The organism is Tardiphaga sp. 619_E2_N8_4 (genome assembly GCF_051810905.1).
Taxonomy (GTDB): Bacteria; Pseudomonadota; Alphaproteobacteria; order Rhizobiales; family Xanthobacteraceae; genus Tardiphaga; species Tardiphaga robiniae.
Map to the genome: position 1 here is coordinate 3,060,436 of NZ_JBPWQJ010000001.1, position 12,896 is coordinate 3,073,331.

Annotated in this window: 17 protein-coding genes; 9 read left to right on the forward strand and 8 right to left on the reverse strand. The window is 61.3% G+C overall.

The features are described from left to right. Positions 1 to 27 precede the first annotated feature (27 nt). From AB8A23_RS14525 to AB8A23_RS14540, 4 genes are all read left to right on the forward strand, one after another. A complete protein-coding gene (locus tag AB8A23_RS14525; protein WP_439059351.1) occupies positions 28 to 1,626 on the forward strand; it encodes a flagellin N-terminal helical domain-containing protein in 1,599 nt (532 codons plus the stop codon). 255 nt (positions 1,627 to 1,881) lie between these two features. Then, complete coding sequence (gene flbT / locus AB8A23_RS14530; RefSeq protein ID WP_089265190.1) at positions 1,882 to 2,259, forward strand: flagellar biosynthesis repressor FlbT; 378 nt, start codon at positions 1,882 to 1,884, stop codon at positions 2,257 to 2,259. Positions 2,260 to 2,262: 3 nt separating this feature from the next. Continuing rightward, on the forward strand, positions 2,263 to 2,628 hold the full coding sequence (flaF, locus tag AB8A23_RS14535) for a flagellar biosynthesis regulator FlaF (RefSeq protein WP_068735623.1): 366 nt from the start codon (positions 2,263 to 2,265) through the stop codon (positions 2,626 to 2,628). A 93-nt stretch (positions 2,629 to 2,721) separates the two neighbouring features. Next, the gene (locus AB8A23_RS14540; RefSeq protein ID WP_175366562.1) at positions 2,722 to 3,081 is read left to right on the forward strand and encodes a hypothetical protein; all 360 of its coding nucleotides are present in this window, start codon (positions 2,722 to 2,724) and stop codon (positions 3,079 to 3,081) included. An 8-nt stretch (positions 3,082 to 3,089) separates the two neighbouring features. On the opposite strand, the gene AB8A23_RS14545 is transcribed toward AB8A23_RS14540, so the two are convergent. From AB8A23_RS14545 to AB8A23_RS14560, 4 genes are all read right to left on the reverse strand, one after another. Beyond that, on the reverse strand, positions 3,090 to 3,476 hold the full coding sequence (locus tag AB8A23_RS14545; protein ID WP_068735627.1) for a hypothetical protein: 387 nt from the start codon (positions 3,474 to 3,476) through the stop codon (positions 3,090 to 3,092). A gap of 160 nt (positions 3,477 to 3,636) precedes the next feature. Then, entirely contained in the window at positions 3,637 to 4,131 is a 495-nt protein-coding gene (locus AB8A23_RS14550; RefSeq protein WP_175366560.1) for a hypothetical protein, read from the reverse strand. A 17-nt stretch (positions 4,132 to 4,148) separates the two neighbouring features. After that, entirely contained in the window at positions 4,149 to 4,496 is a 348-nt protein-coding gene (flgJ, locus tag AB8A23_RS14555; protein WP_089265185.1) for a flagellar assembly peptidoglycan hydrolase FlgJ, read from the reverse strand. Then, positions 4,496 to 5,620 carry a flagellar basal body P-ring protein FlgI gene (locus tag AB8A23_RS14560; protein ID WP_184518763.1) on the reverse strand — a complete coding sequence of 375 codons (1,125 nt, stop codon included), beginning with the start codon at positions 5,618 to 5,620 and terminating at the stop codon, positions 4,496 to 4,498. The genes flgJ and AB8A23_RS14560 overlap by 1 nt, the downstream gene beginning before the upstream one ends. Positions 5,621 to 5,947: 327 nt before the next feature. On the opposite strand from AB8A23_RS14560, the gene AB8A23_RS14565 reads away from it, so the two are divergent. The 4 genes from AB8A23_RS14565 (at position 5,948) to AB8A23_RS14580 (ending at position 8,415) form a co-directional block, all read left to right on the forward strand. Next, positions 5,948 to 6,358 (forward strand): flagellar assembly protein FliX, encoded by a 411-nt coding sequence (locus AB8A23_RS14565; protein ID WP_439059349.1) that lies wholly within the window; start codon positions 5,948 to 5,950, stop codon positions 6,356 to 6,358. 252 nt (positions 6,359 to 6,610) lie between these two features. Further along, on the forward strand, positions 6,611 to 7,021 hold the full coding sequence (gene dksA, locus AB8A23_RS14570; protein ID WP_068735634.1) for an RNA polymerase-binding protein DksA: 411 nt from the start codon (positions 6,611 to 6,613) through the stop codon (positions 7,019 to 7,021). A 202-nt stretch (positions 7,022 to 7,223) separates the two neighbouring features. Next, complete coding sequence (locus AB8A23_RS14575; protein WP_120291376.1) at positions 7,224 to 7,487, forward strand: hypothetical protein; 264 nt, start codon at positions 7,224 to 7,226, stop codon at positions 7,485 to 7,487. Between the two features lie 139 nt (positions 7,488 to 7,626). After that, a complete protein-coding gene (locus tag AB8A23_RS14580; protein WP_175366558.1) occupies positions 7,627 to 8,415 on the forward strand; it encodes a 2-keto-4-pentenoate hydratase in 789 nt (262 codons plus the stop codon). Between the two features lie 134 nt (positions 8,416 to 8,549). On the opposite strand, the gene flgH is transcribed toward AB8A23_RS14580, so the two are convergent. Genes flgH through flgF form a run of 4 tightly spaced genes read right to left on the reverse strand, consistent with a single transcriptional unit; the run spans position 8,550 to position 12,033 of the window. Continuing rightward, on the reverse strand, positions 8,550 to 9,302 hold the full coding sequence (gene flgH / locus AB8A23_RS14585) for a flagellar basal body L-ring protein FlgH (protein WP_068736258.1): 753 nt from the start codon (positions 9,300 to 9,302) through the stop codon (positions 8,550 to 8,552). A gap of 5 nt (positions 9,303 to 9,307) precedes the next feature. Next, positions 9,308 to 10,456 (reverse strand): flagellar basal body P-ring formation chaperone FlgA, encoded by a 1,149-nt coding sequence (gene flgA / locus AB8A23_RS14590; RefSeq protein WP_439059346.1) that lies wholly within the window; start codon positions 10,454 to 10,456, stop codon positions 9,308 to 9,310. 11 nt (positions 10,457 to 10,467) lie between these two features. Next, positions 10,468 to 11,256, reverse strand: a complete 789-nt coding sequence (gene flgG, locus AB8A23_RS14595; RefSeq protein ID WP_089265180.1) for a flagellar basal-body rod protein FlgG — start codon at positions 11,254 to 11,256, stop codon at positions 10,468 to 10,470. A gap of 12 nt (positions 11,257 to 11,268) precedes the next feature. After that, a complete protein-coding gene (gene flgF / locus AB8A23_RS14600) occupies positions 11,269 to 12,033 on the reverse strand; it encodes a flagellar basal-body rod protein FlgF (RefSeq protein WP_439059343.1) in 765 nt (254 codons plus the stop codon). Positions 12,034 to 12,395: 362 nt separating this feature from the next. Here flgF and fliL point away from each other — a divergent pair, with 362 nt between their 5' ends. Then, entirely contained in the window at positions 12,396 to 12,887 is a 492-nt protein-coding gene (fliL, locus tag AB8A23_RS14605) for a flagellar basal body-associated protein FliL (RefSeq protein ID WP_175366556.1), read from the forward strand. Positions 12,888 to 12,896: the final 9 nt, after the last annotated feature.

The window sequence follows — 12,896 nt, forward strand, 5'->3', positions numbered from 1 at the left end:
CCGCGCTGGGAACAGGAAGGTTTCCATATGTCAGGCATCGTTCTATCGGCTTCGGTTCGCCAGAACCTGCTGTCGTTGCAGTCGACGGCGGACCTCTTGTCCACGACGCAGAACCGTCTTGCGACCGGCAAGAAGGTTAACACCGCCCTCGATAACCCCACGAACTTCTTCACGGCAGCAGGGCTCGACAGCCGCGCCGGTGACATCAACAGCCTGCTCGACGGCATCGGCAACGGCGTGCAGGTGCTGCAGGCGGCCAATACCGGCATCACCTCGCTGCAGAAGCTGGTCGATACCGCGAAATCGATCGCCAACCAGGCGCTGCAGATTCCGGTCGGCTATAACGCCAAGTCGTCGTTCACGACGCCGATCAATCCCGGTGCGACCGCCGACAACCTGTTGGGTACATCCACGAAGACCGACAACACCTATGTCGGCACTGTCGCGAATAACAAGAATGCCGCTGCCATCACCGGCGCCACGCTGCTGTCGGGTCTTGCGGCCACCGACTCGATTGCTACCAGCTTCGCGGCGAACGACACCATCACCGTCAATGGTCAGAGCCTGACCTTCAGAGCTTCGGGCGCGTCGGGCGCCAACGAAATCAACATCACGGACACCGTCGCTACGCTGCTGGGCAAGATCGATGCGCTGTCGGGTGGTGCCGGCTCTGCAGTCAACACGGCAGCGCCCATCGGGGCGATCACGCTGCACACGGGTGCGGCTTCCGATCTGTCGATCACGAGCTCGAACACCGCCGCGCTCGCCGGGCTCGGCCTGGGTACGTCGGTGACCCAGGCGCGGACCTCAGGTCCGACCGCCCTGGGTGGTCCGCCGGCGCTGACGCTGACGATTGCGGCGACCAATCCGTCGAGCACCGCGACGAACATCACCTTCGGTACCGCGAGCGGCCAGGTCTCTACCCTGGCGCAGCTCAACGCCGCGCTGGCGCCGAACAACCTGCAAGCCGTCATCGATCCCGCCGGCTTCATGACCATCCAGACGTCCAACGATGCGGCCTCGTCGACCATCGGCGCCATTGGCGGCACAGCCGCGGCCGTCGGCAAGCTGTTCAATGGCCTGGTGCCGAGCACTCCGGTTCAGGACTTCGCGTCGCAGACCTCGCGCGCCAATCTCGTTGCGCAGTACAACAACATCATCGATCAGATCACGACCACGTCGCAGGATGCCTCGTTCAACGGCATCAACCTGCTCGGTGGCGATCAGCTTAAGCTGGTGTTCAACGAGACCGGCAAGTCGACGCTCAATATCGCCGGCACGACCCTGACGCCGGCAGGTCTGGGTCTCAGCAAGCTCGCCAAGGGTGCGGACTTCCTCGACAATACCTCTGCGAACAACACGCTGGCAGCGCTCAACATCTCCAGCTCGGTTCTCCGCGCGCAGGCCTCGGCGCTCGGCTCCAACCTGTCGATCGTGCAGATCCGTCAGGAGTTCGCCAAGAACCTGATCAACGTGCTGCAGACCGGCTCGTCCAATCTGACGCTGGCCGACACCAATGAGGAAGCCGCCAACAGCCAGGCGCTGTCGACCCGGCAGTCGATCGCGGTGTCCGCGCTGGCGCTGGCCAACCAGTCGCAGCAGAGCGTGCTCAAGCTGCTCCAGTAAGTCTGGCGGTCGCACCAAGATTACCGAACGGCGGGAGAAATCCCGCCGTTTTTCGTTGGTCGGGGTAGTCAGCGGCGCGTCGCCCGGCATCCTGGCTTTCCCCAGACTGAAGACGCCGGTCGCTGAACGCTGGTATTATTCGAATCGCAGGCGTATTTTCAGGGTTCCTGGATAGTCATGCCCGCCCGAAATGTGGCACCAGATACCGTTGGCTTTGCATGTGGCCTCACGGCCGCTGCGGGGAAGGAGAGCTGAATGCCTTTGCGAGTCGAACTGAAGCCGGGTGAGCGAATCATCATCGGTCAGAGCGTGATCACCAATTCCGATACGCGCACGGCGTTCCTGATTGATGGCGATGCGCCGATCATGCGTGAAAAGGACATCCTCACGGCGGAGACTGCAACGACGCCCGTCAAGCGCGTCTATCTCTGCGTACAGATGATGTATCTGGAAAACGATATCCCGGCCTATCAGGAGCTATATCTCGGTTTCATCAAGGAATTGATCGAAGCGGTTCCGAGTTTTCGCGAGACGATCGAGGACGTCAGTAAGCTTATTTTAAGCGGCGCACTTTACAAAGCACTCAAGGAATTGCGTCCGCTAATCAAGCGGGAAGAAGAGTTTTTGAGGTAGCGAATGTCGATCGGTGCTCAAGCTTACGCGCGTACTGCGCAGACCACGGCGACACCGAGAGACATCGAAGCCCAGGCCCTTCTGAAAGCAGCGCGCAAGCTGCAGGACGTTGTGGAAAATTGGGACCATACCGATGCTGGTCTCGACGACGCTCTTCTATTCAATCGCAAGCTCTGGTCCATCTTCGTCGGCGATGCCATGAATGATCAGAATCCGGAATCGATCGAGATCCGGCAGAATATCGCCAATATCGGCATTTTTGTTCTGACGCAGTGCACCGCGCTTCAGCAGGTCCGCCAGGTCGAACATCTGCAAGCGCTCATCGACATCAACCGCAATATTGCGGCGGGACTGTCCGGTCGCCCGTGAGCGTGTCGACACTGTAACTTTAGCTTAATGGTTGGCGCGGCCTAATGGCGCCTGACAGGCGCGGCGATTCGAAGCCGCGTGCGACGAGGCACGATGGCAGACGCACTCAGCATTCTTGCAACGGCTTACAAGACCACCACGCCGGTCACGGCAGGCAAGTATGTGGCGGTGGATGCCGACGCCTACAAAGGCAGTTGGCAGGGCACCTACGCTAATGGAAAGAAGTTCGAGGTCGCGATTTCGCAGGTCGAAGGCTTCCGCGCGCAGGTGAAGTATCAGAGCGAGGGGACCGTGAAGTATCAGCAGGTCCTGATCAAGGATAACTCGTTTCGCGTGGGCGACACCAAGTTCCAGATGACGGCCAACAACAAGGCGACGATCAAGAACGTCGTGACCGACGCCGCTACCGGTGGCACCTATCTCGATACGGCCTTTGCAACGCGCGACGTCTGATCAGCGCATTAGATCCTGCGATCCGTCTCCATACGTCGATTCTGCAGCTTTGCGTCCTGGTTGAGCGTGTCCATGGCGCGCAGATAGGCGCGGGAGCGCAGTCGCGATTCCTCGGGATACTGATCGATCACCTGATTGGACTTCTTGTCCACAGATACGAAGACGATCTCGCCTGCGCCCTTGTCGATGATGACTTCCTTCGAAATCCGATCGCTGTCGACCTGCTGATAGTTCGCCGCAGAAATGTTCGGCTGCAGTACACGGGGCGCTGCTGACACGGTCTTGTCGGGAGGCAGCTGAGTAGGCACGGCTTCGCGCACCGCTTCTGGTGCGGGTCGTATCACCGGCGTGGCAACCGGTGCCCCCACCGGTTTGATATTGAAGTCGGCACCCATGGCAGCCCTCCTGGCTCCATTCGATAAATCCCGACCCGTTCCCAAACGACATTATGCATCGGACGGCTGAATCCGGTGCTTACTTGCGTGCTGTAATTTAAGTCAAAAGATAACAATGCCGCGGCGCGTCAAACCAACGGTCGCATGACCAATTATACGATCAAAGTGACCGGCTGACGACGATGGGCGTCATGTTGACCCGGCCCGGCTGGGCCTGCCGACCGGCCGCCGTATAGGTCTGCGGGATATTACGCTTCTGAACCTCGGCATTGACACCGCGGACAATGCCTTCCGACACCGCATGCGCGGTGGCGAGCACGGTCAGATTGACCTGCAGCATCGCACGGAACACGTCATGGTGCTTGCGCAAGGCGGAGAGCAGGTCGGGCGTCGTCTGCGCGAGATATGTCTGGCTGATCTTGAGCAGCGAGATCATCGCAATGTAACGACGCGAAATATCCGCCTTCGGCGCTTCGAGCTTGATGGCCTCGCGGATATGGCCGTTGCGGACCAGCGTGGTCTCCTGTTCGATGACGGCGAGCAGCTCGTTCATCACCTTCATAAGTTCGTCGGCGAGCTGACGGGCTTCCATCAGCGTCGCGACCGAACGCGGTGCGGCGATCGGGGCGGCTTGCTGGCGTTGCGCATTGTTCATGGCGGTGTCCTCTGCGATCAGCTGGCGCGATTGGCTTGCTGGATGATGAGTGAACGAAAAACTTCGTTGGAGATGCCGACGCCGCCGGCCTTGGCGAAGGACTTCGAATATTCGTCGGTCAGCATTGAGCGCCATGCGCCGGTGCCGGTGGTGTCGCCGAACGGGCCTTCGCCCTTGATGCCCGATGTCATCTGCGAGAACATCGTGTTGATGAACATCGCCTCGAAATCTTCGGACTGCTTGCGCGTCTTGGCCTGAGCTTGCGGCGATACTTTCTGCAGCGCATCGATCAGGTTCTGATCGGGGCGGCCATTGATGGTCGGGTGCTTGGCCTGATAGGCGGCGACGGCGGTGTTGACGTTCATCACATCACCTCGATGTCGGCCTGGATGGCGCCCGCGGCCTTGATGGCCTGCAGGATGCCGATCAGGTCGCGCGGGCCGATGCCGAGGCCATTGAGACCGTCGACGAGCTGCTGCAGCGACACACCGTCCTTCACCAGAGCGAACTTCTTGCCGTCCTCGGTGACGCCGACTCGTGTGCTTGGCGTGACGACAGTGCGGCCGTTGGAGAATGCATTGGGCTGGCTGACATTGGCGCTCTCCGAAATCGTCACGGTGAGATTGCCTTGCGCCACAGCGACGGTGGCGACGCGCACGTCGCGGCCCATCACGATGATCCCGGAGCGTTCGTCGATGATGATCTTGGCGGCCAGATCCGGTTCGACCTGCAGCTGCTCGATCTCGGTGAGCAGCGCGACGACGTTGCCCTTGAACTCCGGCGGGATCGACAGCTGCACGGTGGAGGGATCGATCGGCTCGGCGGTCTTGGATCCCAGGAAATCGTTGACGGCGGCGGCAATGCGCTTGGCCGTGGTGAAGTCGGGGTTGCGCAAAGCGAGGCGCACATTGGGCAGGCGGTTCAGCGCAAACTCGATCTCGCGCTCGATAATGGCGCCATTGGCGATGCGGCCAACGGTGGGCACGCCGCGGGTGATGCTGGCTGCGGCACCTTCGGCGGCAAAGCCATTGATCGCGAGGGAGCCCTGGGCGACGGCGTAGACGTTGCCGTCAGCGCCGAGCAGGGGGGTGACCAGCAGGGTGCCGCCGGTCAGGTTCTTGGCATCGCCGAGCGCCGAGACGGTGACGTCCACCCGGGTGCCCTGGGTGCCGAAAGCGGGCAGGTTGCCGGTGACCATGACCGCGGCGACATTGCCGGTACGGATGGTCTGGCCGCGGATATTGACGCCCATGCGTTCGAGCATGGCCTGCAGCGACTGCTTGGTGAAAGGAATGTTGTTGAGGGTGTCGCCGGTACCGTTGAGGCCGACAACGAGGCCGTAGCCGATCAGCTGGTTCTGCCGGACGCCTTCGATATTGGCGAGATCCTTGATCCGCGACGTCGCGTGTGCCGACACCGCCTGCACGAGCAGCACGAGCAGCACCGCACAGGCCGTCTGACAGAATCGGATCGAAGGTAGGCTCGGCATCCTCTGCTCCCCGCTGAGGTCTTCACTGGACCGCTCGCCACTCCCATGACGACGATCCGGCTTTCATTATGCGAGCGCCGTGCCAGCGTTCTAATTCGCTTTAAAATATTGATTTATAAAGATAATGAGGAAAGCTCTCGGGCTGGATGTGTGATCCGAGCCCCGGCGAATGTGCCGCCCGCGGCAGATTTTGCCGGGCCGTTTACGATTGATTAACCATAAAAGACGACCTTTCCGGTTGGAGGTCCGTTTACGCTCGCGATGGTACTGAGCGAACGGCAAGCCGCCGTGGGCCGGGATCGGCCATTACCCTTGCTGGACACGCCGATGCGCATTTACGGACCGAACGGCACCACATTCGGAGCCCCGTCGTCAGGAGCGAAGAAAACCAGTTCGACCGGGTTTTCGTTGCCTGATGCGACACCCACCTCCGAGACCAAACCGACCGTAGCGCCCCGGGCGGCCAACAGCATCGATGCGCTTCTGGCCATGCAGAGCGTCGAAGATCCCATGGAGCGCCGCCAGCGCTCGGTGAAGCGCGGCCGCGGTGCGCTCGATGTCCTCGACGAACTCAAGATCGGCCTGCTCACGGGCTCGATCAATCCGGCCATGGTGGCGCGATTGCGCAGTGCGGCGGCCAACCTCAAGGAATCATCCGGCGAGCCCGGTCTGGACGCCGTGCTCTCCGAGATCGAGCTCCGGGTCGAAGTTGAGCTGGCCAAGGCCGGCCAGGTCTAAGTCGGCGAGGCCGGCCCCAAGCGCGGCTGAAACCCGCATAAGCCGTGTTTATGGCTGCTCGGATGGCTCTTGGACCAATGGACCGCGCCGGGGTTGTGGTGCGCTGCAGCAGCACGGTTCCGACCATGAAACCGGGCGGTGGACGGCGGTTCTGGAGGTATCCTGACGTTATTGTCTGTCACATGACGTCGCTATATAAGCTGCGGCGCGGCCGGTCATTTCCGGCGCCTTGCACGCATAGATGGATTGGCCTTGGACAAGTTGAAAAGCTATCGCCCCTCCGAAAAAGAGCCTTTCATGAACGACCGGCAGCGCGACTATTTCCGCGCGAAATTGCTGGCCTGGAAGGAAGAAATCCTCCGTGAATCGAAACTCACCCTGCAGGCTTTGCAGGAGGAGAACGTCAATCACCCCGACCTCGCCGACCGGGCATCGTCGGAAACCGACCGCGCCATCGAACTGCGCGCGCGCGACCGGCAGCGCAAGCTGATCTCCAAGATCGACGCCGCGCTGCTACGCATCGAGGATAATACCTACGGCTATTGCGAGGAGACCGGCGAGCCGATCTCGCTCAAGCGGCTAGAAGCCCGCCCGATCGCAACACTCTCCGTGGAAGCTCAGGAGCGCCACGAGAAGCGCGAAAAGGTCTATCGCGACGAATAGTCTTTCAGATGCCAAACGGCCGCCCCATCGGGCGGCCGTTTTTCATTTCGGAGTTCCGGAAGGCAATCACGCATGCTGTGCGATGCAGTGATCTGCGATGACTGCACTGCAGCACGGCGACATTCTTAAACACGGGAATATGAACGTCATCATTCGCCGATAGGACGTAGGCTTGCTCCAGAAAAAAACGGGAGGATGAACAATGGCTGCGCCTGCCTCTTATGATCCCGATACGATCGCGCTGATGCGGAATGTTCTTCAAAAGGTCGTCGCAAGGGTGCCGGAGCAGCACCGCACCTCCTGCAATCAGGCCGCGATCGCCTCGCGCATCCTTGCGACTGCTGCGCAGGGCCGGCGTTCTGAAGACGTCCTGACCACAGAGGCTCTTGCCGAGGTGAAGGAGATATTCACCGGACCCGCCGGGATGAGGCGACTTCATGAAGACCTGACCAGGGTCTTCGGCTGAACTCCAGAATCGAAGAGTTGCAGTGGCGCGAGCGTCGGTTCGCGCTAGCAACGCTGCGCACCGTTGCCAAGCAGGATGGTGGTCGCTACCCGTTAGTCATATGTCGGCATGAGCCGTGTGACGAGCGAAGGGACCGCCGATGGAAAAGTATCTCGCGATCGCCGAAATCCTGGCTTACGTCCGCCATAACCGCACGCCGCTCGCCGTATTGCCGCCAGACGCGGTCCCGCATGACGAGGCCGATGGCTATCGCGTACAGGACGCGCTTCACAATTTGCTGTCGCCCGATTTCGGCTTGCAGGTCGGTTACAAGATCGGCTGCACAAGCGCGGTGATGCAGCAATATCTCGGTATTTCGCATCCTTGCGCCGGCGGACTCTATATGAGCGGTGTTCATGCCGCCGGAACGTCGCTGCGCTACAACGATTATGTACATGTCGGCGTGGAGTGTGAAATTGCGGTCCAGCTCGCGAGCGATCTGATGCCGTCGGGCGAGCCGTTCACAGCTGATGACGTCGCAACAGCGATCGATGCCTACCATCCGGCTATCGAGATCGTCGATGATCGTTATGCGGACTGGCGCAGTATGGATGCGCCGACACTGATCGCAGATGATTTCTTTGCGGCAGGATGTGTTCTGGGTGCGCCTGTTACTCGTGGCAAGGCGCCTGATCTTCTGTCGGTGATTGGACGTGCCGTCGTTAACGGCACGGAAGTGGGGCGCGGCAATGGCGCCGATGTTCTTGGTCATCCACATCATGCACTGGCTTGGCTTGCCAACCATCTCGCGGCCCGAGACAAGATATTGCGCGCCGGAGACTTCGTACTGACGGGCAGCCTAGTGCAAACGGCGTGGCTCAGTGCCGGAGATCACGTCCGAATGGAATTGCTCGGACTGGGCAGCGTCGAGGTGGATTTCAAGAGCTGACGTTCAGCGCTTCGCCTGACCGCATTTGGAGTCTGTCCAGAACGACGACGGCCTTCCGCCAGGGGAGCTGACGGAAGGCCGCGCGTGAACATCTCATCGCGTGGGAGCACGATGAGATGTGGGAGTTCGTAACGTTAGAAGGGCAGCAGCACGTCCATCACTTGCTGGCCGTAGCGCGGCTGCTGGACATCCGAAATCTGACCGCGACCGCCATAAGCGATGCGGGCCTGCGCGATCTTGGCGCTGTCGATAGTGTTGTCGCTCTGAATGTCTTCCGGACGCACGATGCCGGCGACGATCAGTTCGCGGATCTCGTAGTTGACGCGGATCTCCTGCTTGCCCTCGACTACGAGGTTGCCGTTCGGCAGCAATTGCGTGACCACGGCGGCGACGCTGGTTTGCAACGCTTCCTGCCGCGCCACCGATCCTTTGCCGTCGCTCGACGACGATCCATCAGCCGTCAGCAGACGGCCGGGCAGGACCGAGGCCGCCGAACCTGTCAGCAGCTTGCTGCCCGCAAAGTCGGTGATCCCCGAGTTTTCCGTATTGGTACGGCTGCGCTGGGTCTCGTTGGCGATATTGGCCTTATCGGTGAAGTTCACGGTGACCGTCAGGATGTCGCCGATCTGGCGCGCGCGCTGATCCTTAAAGAACGCGCGCGATCCGCTGCGCCACAGCGAGTTGGCGTTGTAGGATGCGACCTCCGGCTTTGGCATCGGCATCTGCACCGGCTTGTAGCCGGGCTGTGTCGTCGGGTTTTCGATCGCCGTGAGCGCCGGTTTCTCGCCGATGGACGCGAGACGGTCGATCGATGAACAGCCGCTGGCAGCAAGGCCGACCGTCAGAAGCGCAGCGCCGGTGGCGAAGGGACGATGGAACTGGAACATCAACTTTACTCAGCTTTTCGAGAAACAGGCACGTGGTCGTTGGCAGCAAGCGCGACGGGAGAGGTGGCAGCGGGAGAGTTGGCCAGGGGAGGTCTTGCCTGGGAGATTTTTTCGGACGGGAGAGACTCGCGGGTTGGAGCAAGAGTTGGCGCGGGAGTTTCGACTTGCGCGGGGAGACGCGGTGATGGAGCGGAGACGGCGACCTGGCCGCGACCGACCACGACGCCGGAGACGGTGCGCTTGGACTGCAGGTTGATCACATTGACCACGTCGCCTTCGGTGCCGCCTTCGATGGCCTTGCCGCGCAGCGTGAGGTAAAGCCCGGCGGTTTCGTAGATCAGCGTCACTGCCTGATCGCGAGTGACCAGGTCTGGCTTGGCGAGGTCGGCATTGCGGATTGCCTGACCGGCGCGCAATTGGCGGCGGCTCTGCATCCCCACGGCGCGGTCGCGCGTTACGCCATCGTTGCCGACTTCGGCTTTCGGGCGACGCTCGACGACGACGTCAGAGGACTTCAGCACCTCGTTGCGTTCGACGCCGCGGACCAGCACCGCCGCTTCCACGGTCTCAACGGCACTGCCGGTGAAGCGCAGCTTGGTGGCAGACACGTTGGCGTCGTTGCCGATCGCAAAGGTGACGTCGAAACGGCCGCTACGCGCGTCGAACCGGGCCGCGACGGGCTGCAACGCGCCGGTATTGCTGGCGTCGAGCTGCAGGCCCTGGACTTCGCGGTCGAAAGTGAGGCTGAGATTGGCGGCGGCACCAAGGCCGTGGCGGTTCTCCAGCGCTTGCGCGACCTGGTTCTCTATATCCTTGCTCTCGATGCTGCGCGACAGCCGTGTCACGGTAATGGACTTGAGCTCGCGTGTATCGACGCCGATCACCTGATGCTGCCGCAACGCCGCGATGACCTGCGCGGTCGATAGCGTGCCGACGGTGCCGAGATCGGGCGCCCGATAGATTGCGATCTGCGCGGTGGGGCCGGCATTGTCGATGACATCGCCAATCCGCACCACGTCGCTGGAGACCGTGACGTTGGCGCGCAGCGTTGGCGATGCGATGACCTCGTCGCGCTGCGCTTGGCCGAGCGCAGCAGTGGCCGCTGCAGCGAGCAGGGCGGTGGCGAGGAGAAGCGAACGCATGGCTGATGTCATGATCATTCTCCTCAGCGGAACATGCCGGCGGTGGATTGCAGCATCTGGTCGGCAGCGCTGATGACCTTGGCGTTCATCTCATAGGCGCGCTGCGCGGCGATCAGGTCCGAGATTTCGGTGACCACTTCGACATTGGCCATTTCGAGGTTGCGCTGCTGCATGTCGCCGAAGCCGTCGGCATTGGCGACGCCGTCCTGCGGTGGGCCGGAGGCCGGTGTTTCGGTGAACAGGTTGTCACCGATCGAATTGAGACCGGCCTTGTTGATGAAGCGCGTGAGGCTGATCTGGCCGAGAACGGTCGGGGTCGTCGAGCCCGGTACGATGACCGAGACCTGGCCCTGCGCATTGATCGAGAGTTGCGACGATGCCTGGGGAATCGAGATCGTTGGCTGCAGCAGGTTGCCCTGCGGGTTGACGATGCGGCCCTGCTGGTCGGTGGAAAACGTGCCATCGCGAGTATAGGCGAAGGTGCCATCGGTGAGCTGGATCTTGAAGAAGCCTTCGCCGCGGACCGCGATATCGAGATCGCCGCCGGTTGCCGACAGCGTGCCCTGGGTCATCATGCGCGGAGTGCCGACGGTCTTCACACCGCCGCCGATGTCGACGCCGACAGGAATGACCGTGCCCTGATCCGATGCTTGCGCACCGACGCGGCGGACGTGATCGTAGATGAGGTCCTGGAATGCGGCGCGCTGCTTCTTGAAGCCGGTCGTGCGCATGTTGGCGATATTATTCGAGATGACCTGGACGTTGAGTTCCTGGGCCGCCATCCCGGTCGCTGCAGTGTAAAGAGCGCGCATGGGTCAGATTCCTTAAGCCGGAACGTCGGCAAGTTTTTCGATGGCGGAGCGCCGCGCATCGCCTTGCGACTGCAGCATGTTGGACAGCTCGGTATAGGCGCGGGTGACGTCGATCATCCGGGTCATTTCGACGACCGAGCTGACGTTCGACTTTTCGATGAAGCCCTGGTTGAGCTTCGACGTGGTGGATGGCTGCGGATTGGCGCCGGGACCGGCCGAGAACAGGTTGGAGCCTTCCTTCACCAGCCGCTGGGGCTGCGCGAAGTTGACCATGCGAATTTTGCCGCGCACGGAGTCGATGCGGTTGATGCCTTCGAGCACCGTGACCGTGCCGTCCTGCGAGATGCTGATGTCGTGGTCGGTCTGCTGGAACACGATCGGGCCGTTGGCGCCGAGCACCGGTGCGCCCGACGCTGTCACGAGCTGGCCCTGCGAATTGATCTGCATGCCGCCGTCGCGGGTGTAGCGCTCGCCGTTCGGGGTCTGCACCGCGAGGAAGGCGTTGCCATCGATGGCGACATCCAGCGGATTCTTGGTTTGCTCGGTCGCGCCGCCGGTGAAATCATGCATCGTGGCGCGGTCCTGCACGAAGGACACGCGGCGGTCGCGGCCGACGAAGTTGTCTTCGCGGGCGGCCGGGCTCAGATATTCCTCGAAAATCGTCCGCTCGGCCTTGAAGCCGCTCGTGTTGATATTCGCAATGTTGTTCGCCACGACGTCCATCTGACGCCGAAGCGTCATCTGCCGCGACAGTCCGACGAGAAGCATATTCTCCATCGGTGGTTCTCCCCTAAGTTCGCGCGGATCGCTCTCCCAAGCTCGCCGCGGATCCCGTAAACCGCACAGCTCTCCCAAGCCGCGGTTCGCAGACTACTTAGCGAAAGCCGTGCCAAGTCAAAAAGCTGATATTTTTCAATTTGTTGGTGGTTTTCAGGGCGCGAAAGCAGGCGGCAGAAAGGTCTTGTTGACCATATTTGCCGGCAGAATTTTCCTAGTTGAGCGTCAAAAGAAAGATTCCGTTAACCATTGCGACCTAGCGTCACGATCACACAGGGCCTTGGGCGCTGGCAGCATTTGTATCGCGTCTTTAAAGCCTGCTTTGCAGCATCGAGCTCATCCCAACCCCGGACGGGCAGGCGATGGCGGATACGGAAACTTCAGAAAGCACCCCGACCGGGGACGAGGCGGCAGCTCCCAAGAGCAAATTCAAGCTGATCGCAATCGTCGTGGGCGTGCTGGTGCTTGCAGCGGGCGGTGGCGGCTGGTTCTTTCTGAAGGGGCACCCCAAGGAAGAGAAGAAAGAGGCGGCGCCGGCTGCGAAGCCGCTCGCCTTCATCGATGTGCCGGAGATTCTGGTGAACCTTGCCGGTCAGCCCGGCGAGCGCGTGCAATATCTCAAGGCCAAGATCGTGCTCGAGGTGAAGGAAGCGCCGTTGGTGGCGCAGATCACGCCGTCGATGCCGCGTATCACCGACATGTTCCAGGTTTACCTGCGCGAACTGCGCACCACCGATCTGAACGGCTCCGTTGGCATGTTCCGGCTGAAGGAAGAGCTGACGCGGCGCGTCAATGCCGCGATCTCTCCTCATCACGTGAACGCTGTACTGTTCAAGGAAATCCTCATTCAGTGAGGAATTGGA

Coding starts and splice junctions, on each gene's coding strand:
- AB8A23_RS14525 (WP_439059351.1), top strand. CDS start 28: ATGTCAGGCATCGTTCTATCGGCTTCGGTTCGCCAGAACCTGCTGTCG.
- flbT (WP_089265190.1), top strand. CDS start 1,882: ATGCCTTTGCGAGTCGAACTGAAGCCGGGTGAGCGAATCATCATCGGT.
- flaF (WP_068735623.1), top strand. CDS start 2,263: ATGTCGATCGGTGCTCAAGCTTACGCGCGTACTGCGCAGACCACGGCG.
- AB8A23_RS14540 (WP_175366562.1), top strand. CDS start 2,722: ATGGCAGACGCACTCAGCATTCTTGCAACGGCTTACAAGACCACCACG.
- AB8A23_RS14545 (WP_068735627.1), bottom strand. CDS start 3,476: ATGGGTGCCGACTTCAATATCAAACCGGTGGGGGCACCGGTTGCCACG.
- AB8A23_RS14550 (WP_175366560.1), bottom strand. CDS start 4,131: ATGAACAATGCGCAACGCCAGCAAGCCGCCCCGATCGCCGCACCGCGT.
- flgJ (WP_089265185.1), bottom strand. CDS start 4,496: ATGAACGTCAACACCGCCGTCGCCGCCTATCAGGCCAAGCACCCGACC.
- AB8A23_RS14560 (WP_184518763.1), bottom strand. CDS start 5,620: ATGCCGAGCCTACCTTCGATCCGATTCTGTCAGACGGCCTGTGCGGTG.
- AB8A23_RS14565 (WP_439059349.1), top strand. CDS start 5,948: ATGCGCATTTACGGACCGAACGGCACCACATTCGGAGCCCCGTCGTCA.
- AB8A23_RS14575 (WP_120291376.1), top strand. CDS start 7,224: ATGGCTGCGCCTGCCTCTTATGATCCCGATACGATCGCGCTGATGCGG.
- AB8A23_RS14580 (WP_175366558.1), top strand. CDS start 7,627: ATGGAAAAGTATCTCGCGATCGCCGAAATCCTGGCTTACGTCCGCCAT.
- flgH (WP_068736258.1), bottom strand. CDS start 9,302: ATGTTCCAGTTCCATCGTCCCTTCGCCACCGGCGCTGCGCTTCTGACG.
- flgA (WP_439059346.1), bottom strand. CDS start 10,456: ATGACATCAGCCATGCGTTCGCTTCTCCTCGCCACCGCCCTGCTCGCT.
- flgG (WP_089265180.1), bottom strand. CDS start 11,256: ATGCGCGCTCTTTACACTGCAGCGACCGGGATGGCGGCCCAGGAACTC.
- flgF (WP_439059343.1), bottom strand. CDS start 12,033: ATGGAGAATATGCTTCTCGTCGGACTGTCGCGGCAGATGACGCTTCGG.
- fliL (WP_175366556.1), top strand. CDS start 12,396: ATGGCGGATACGGAAACTTCAGAAAGCACCCCGACCGGGGACGAGGCG.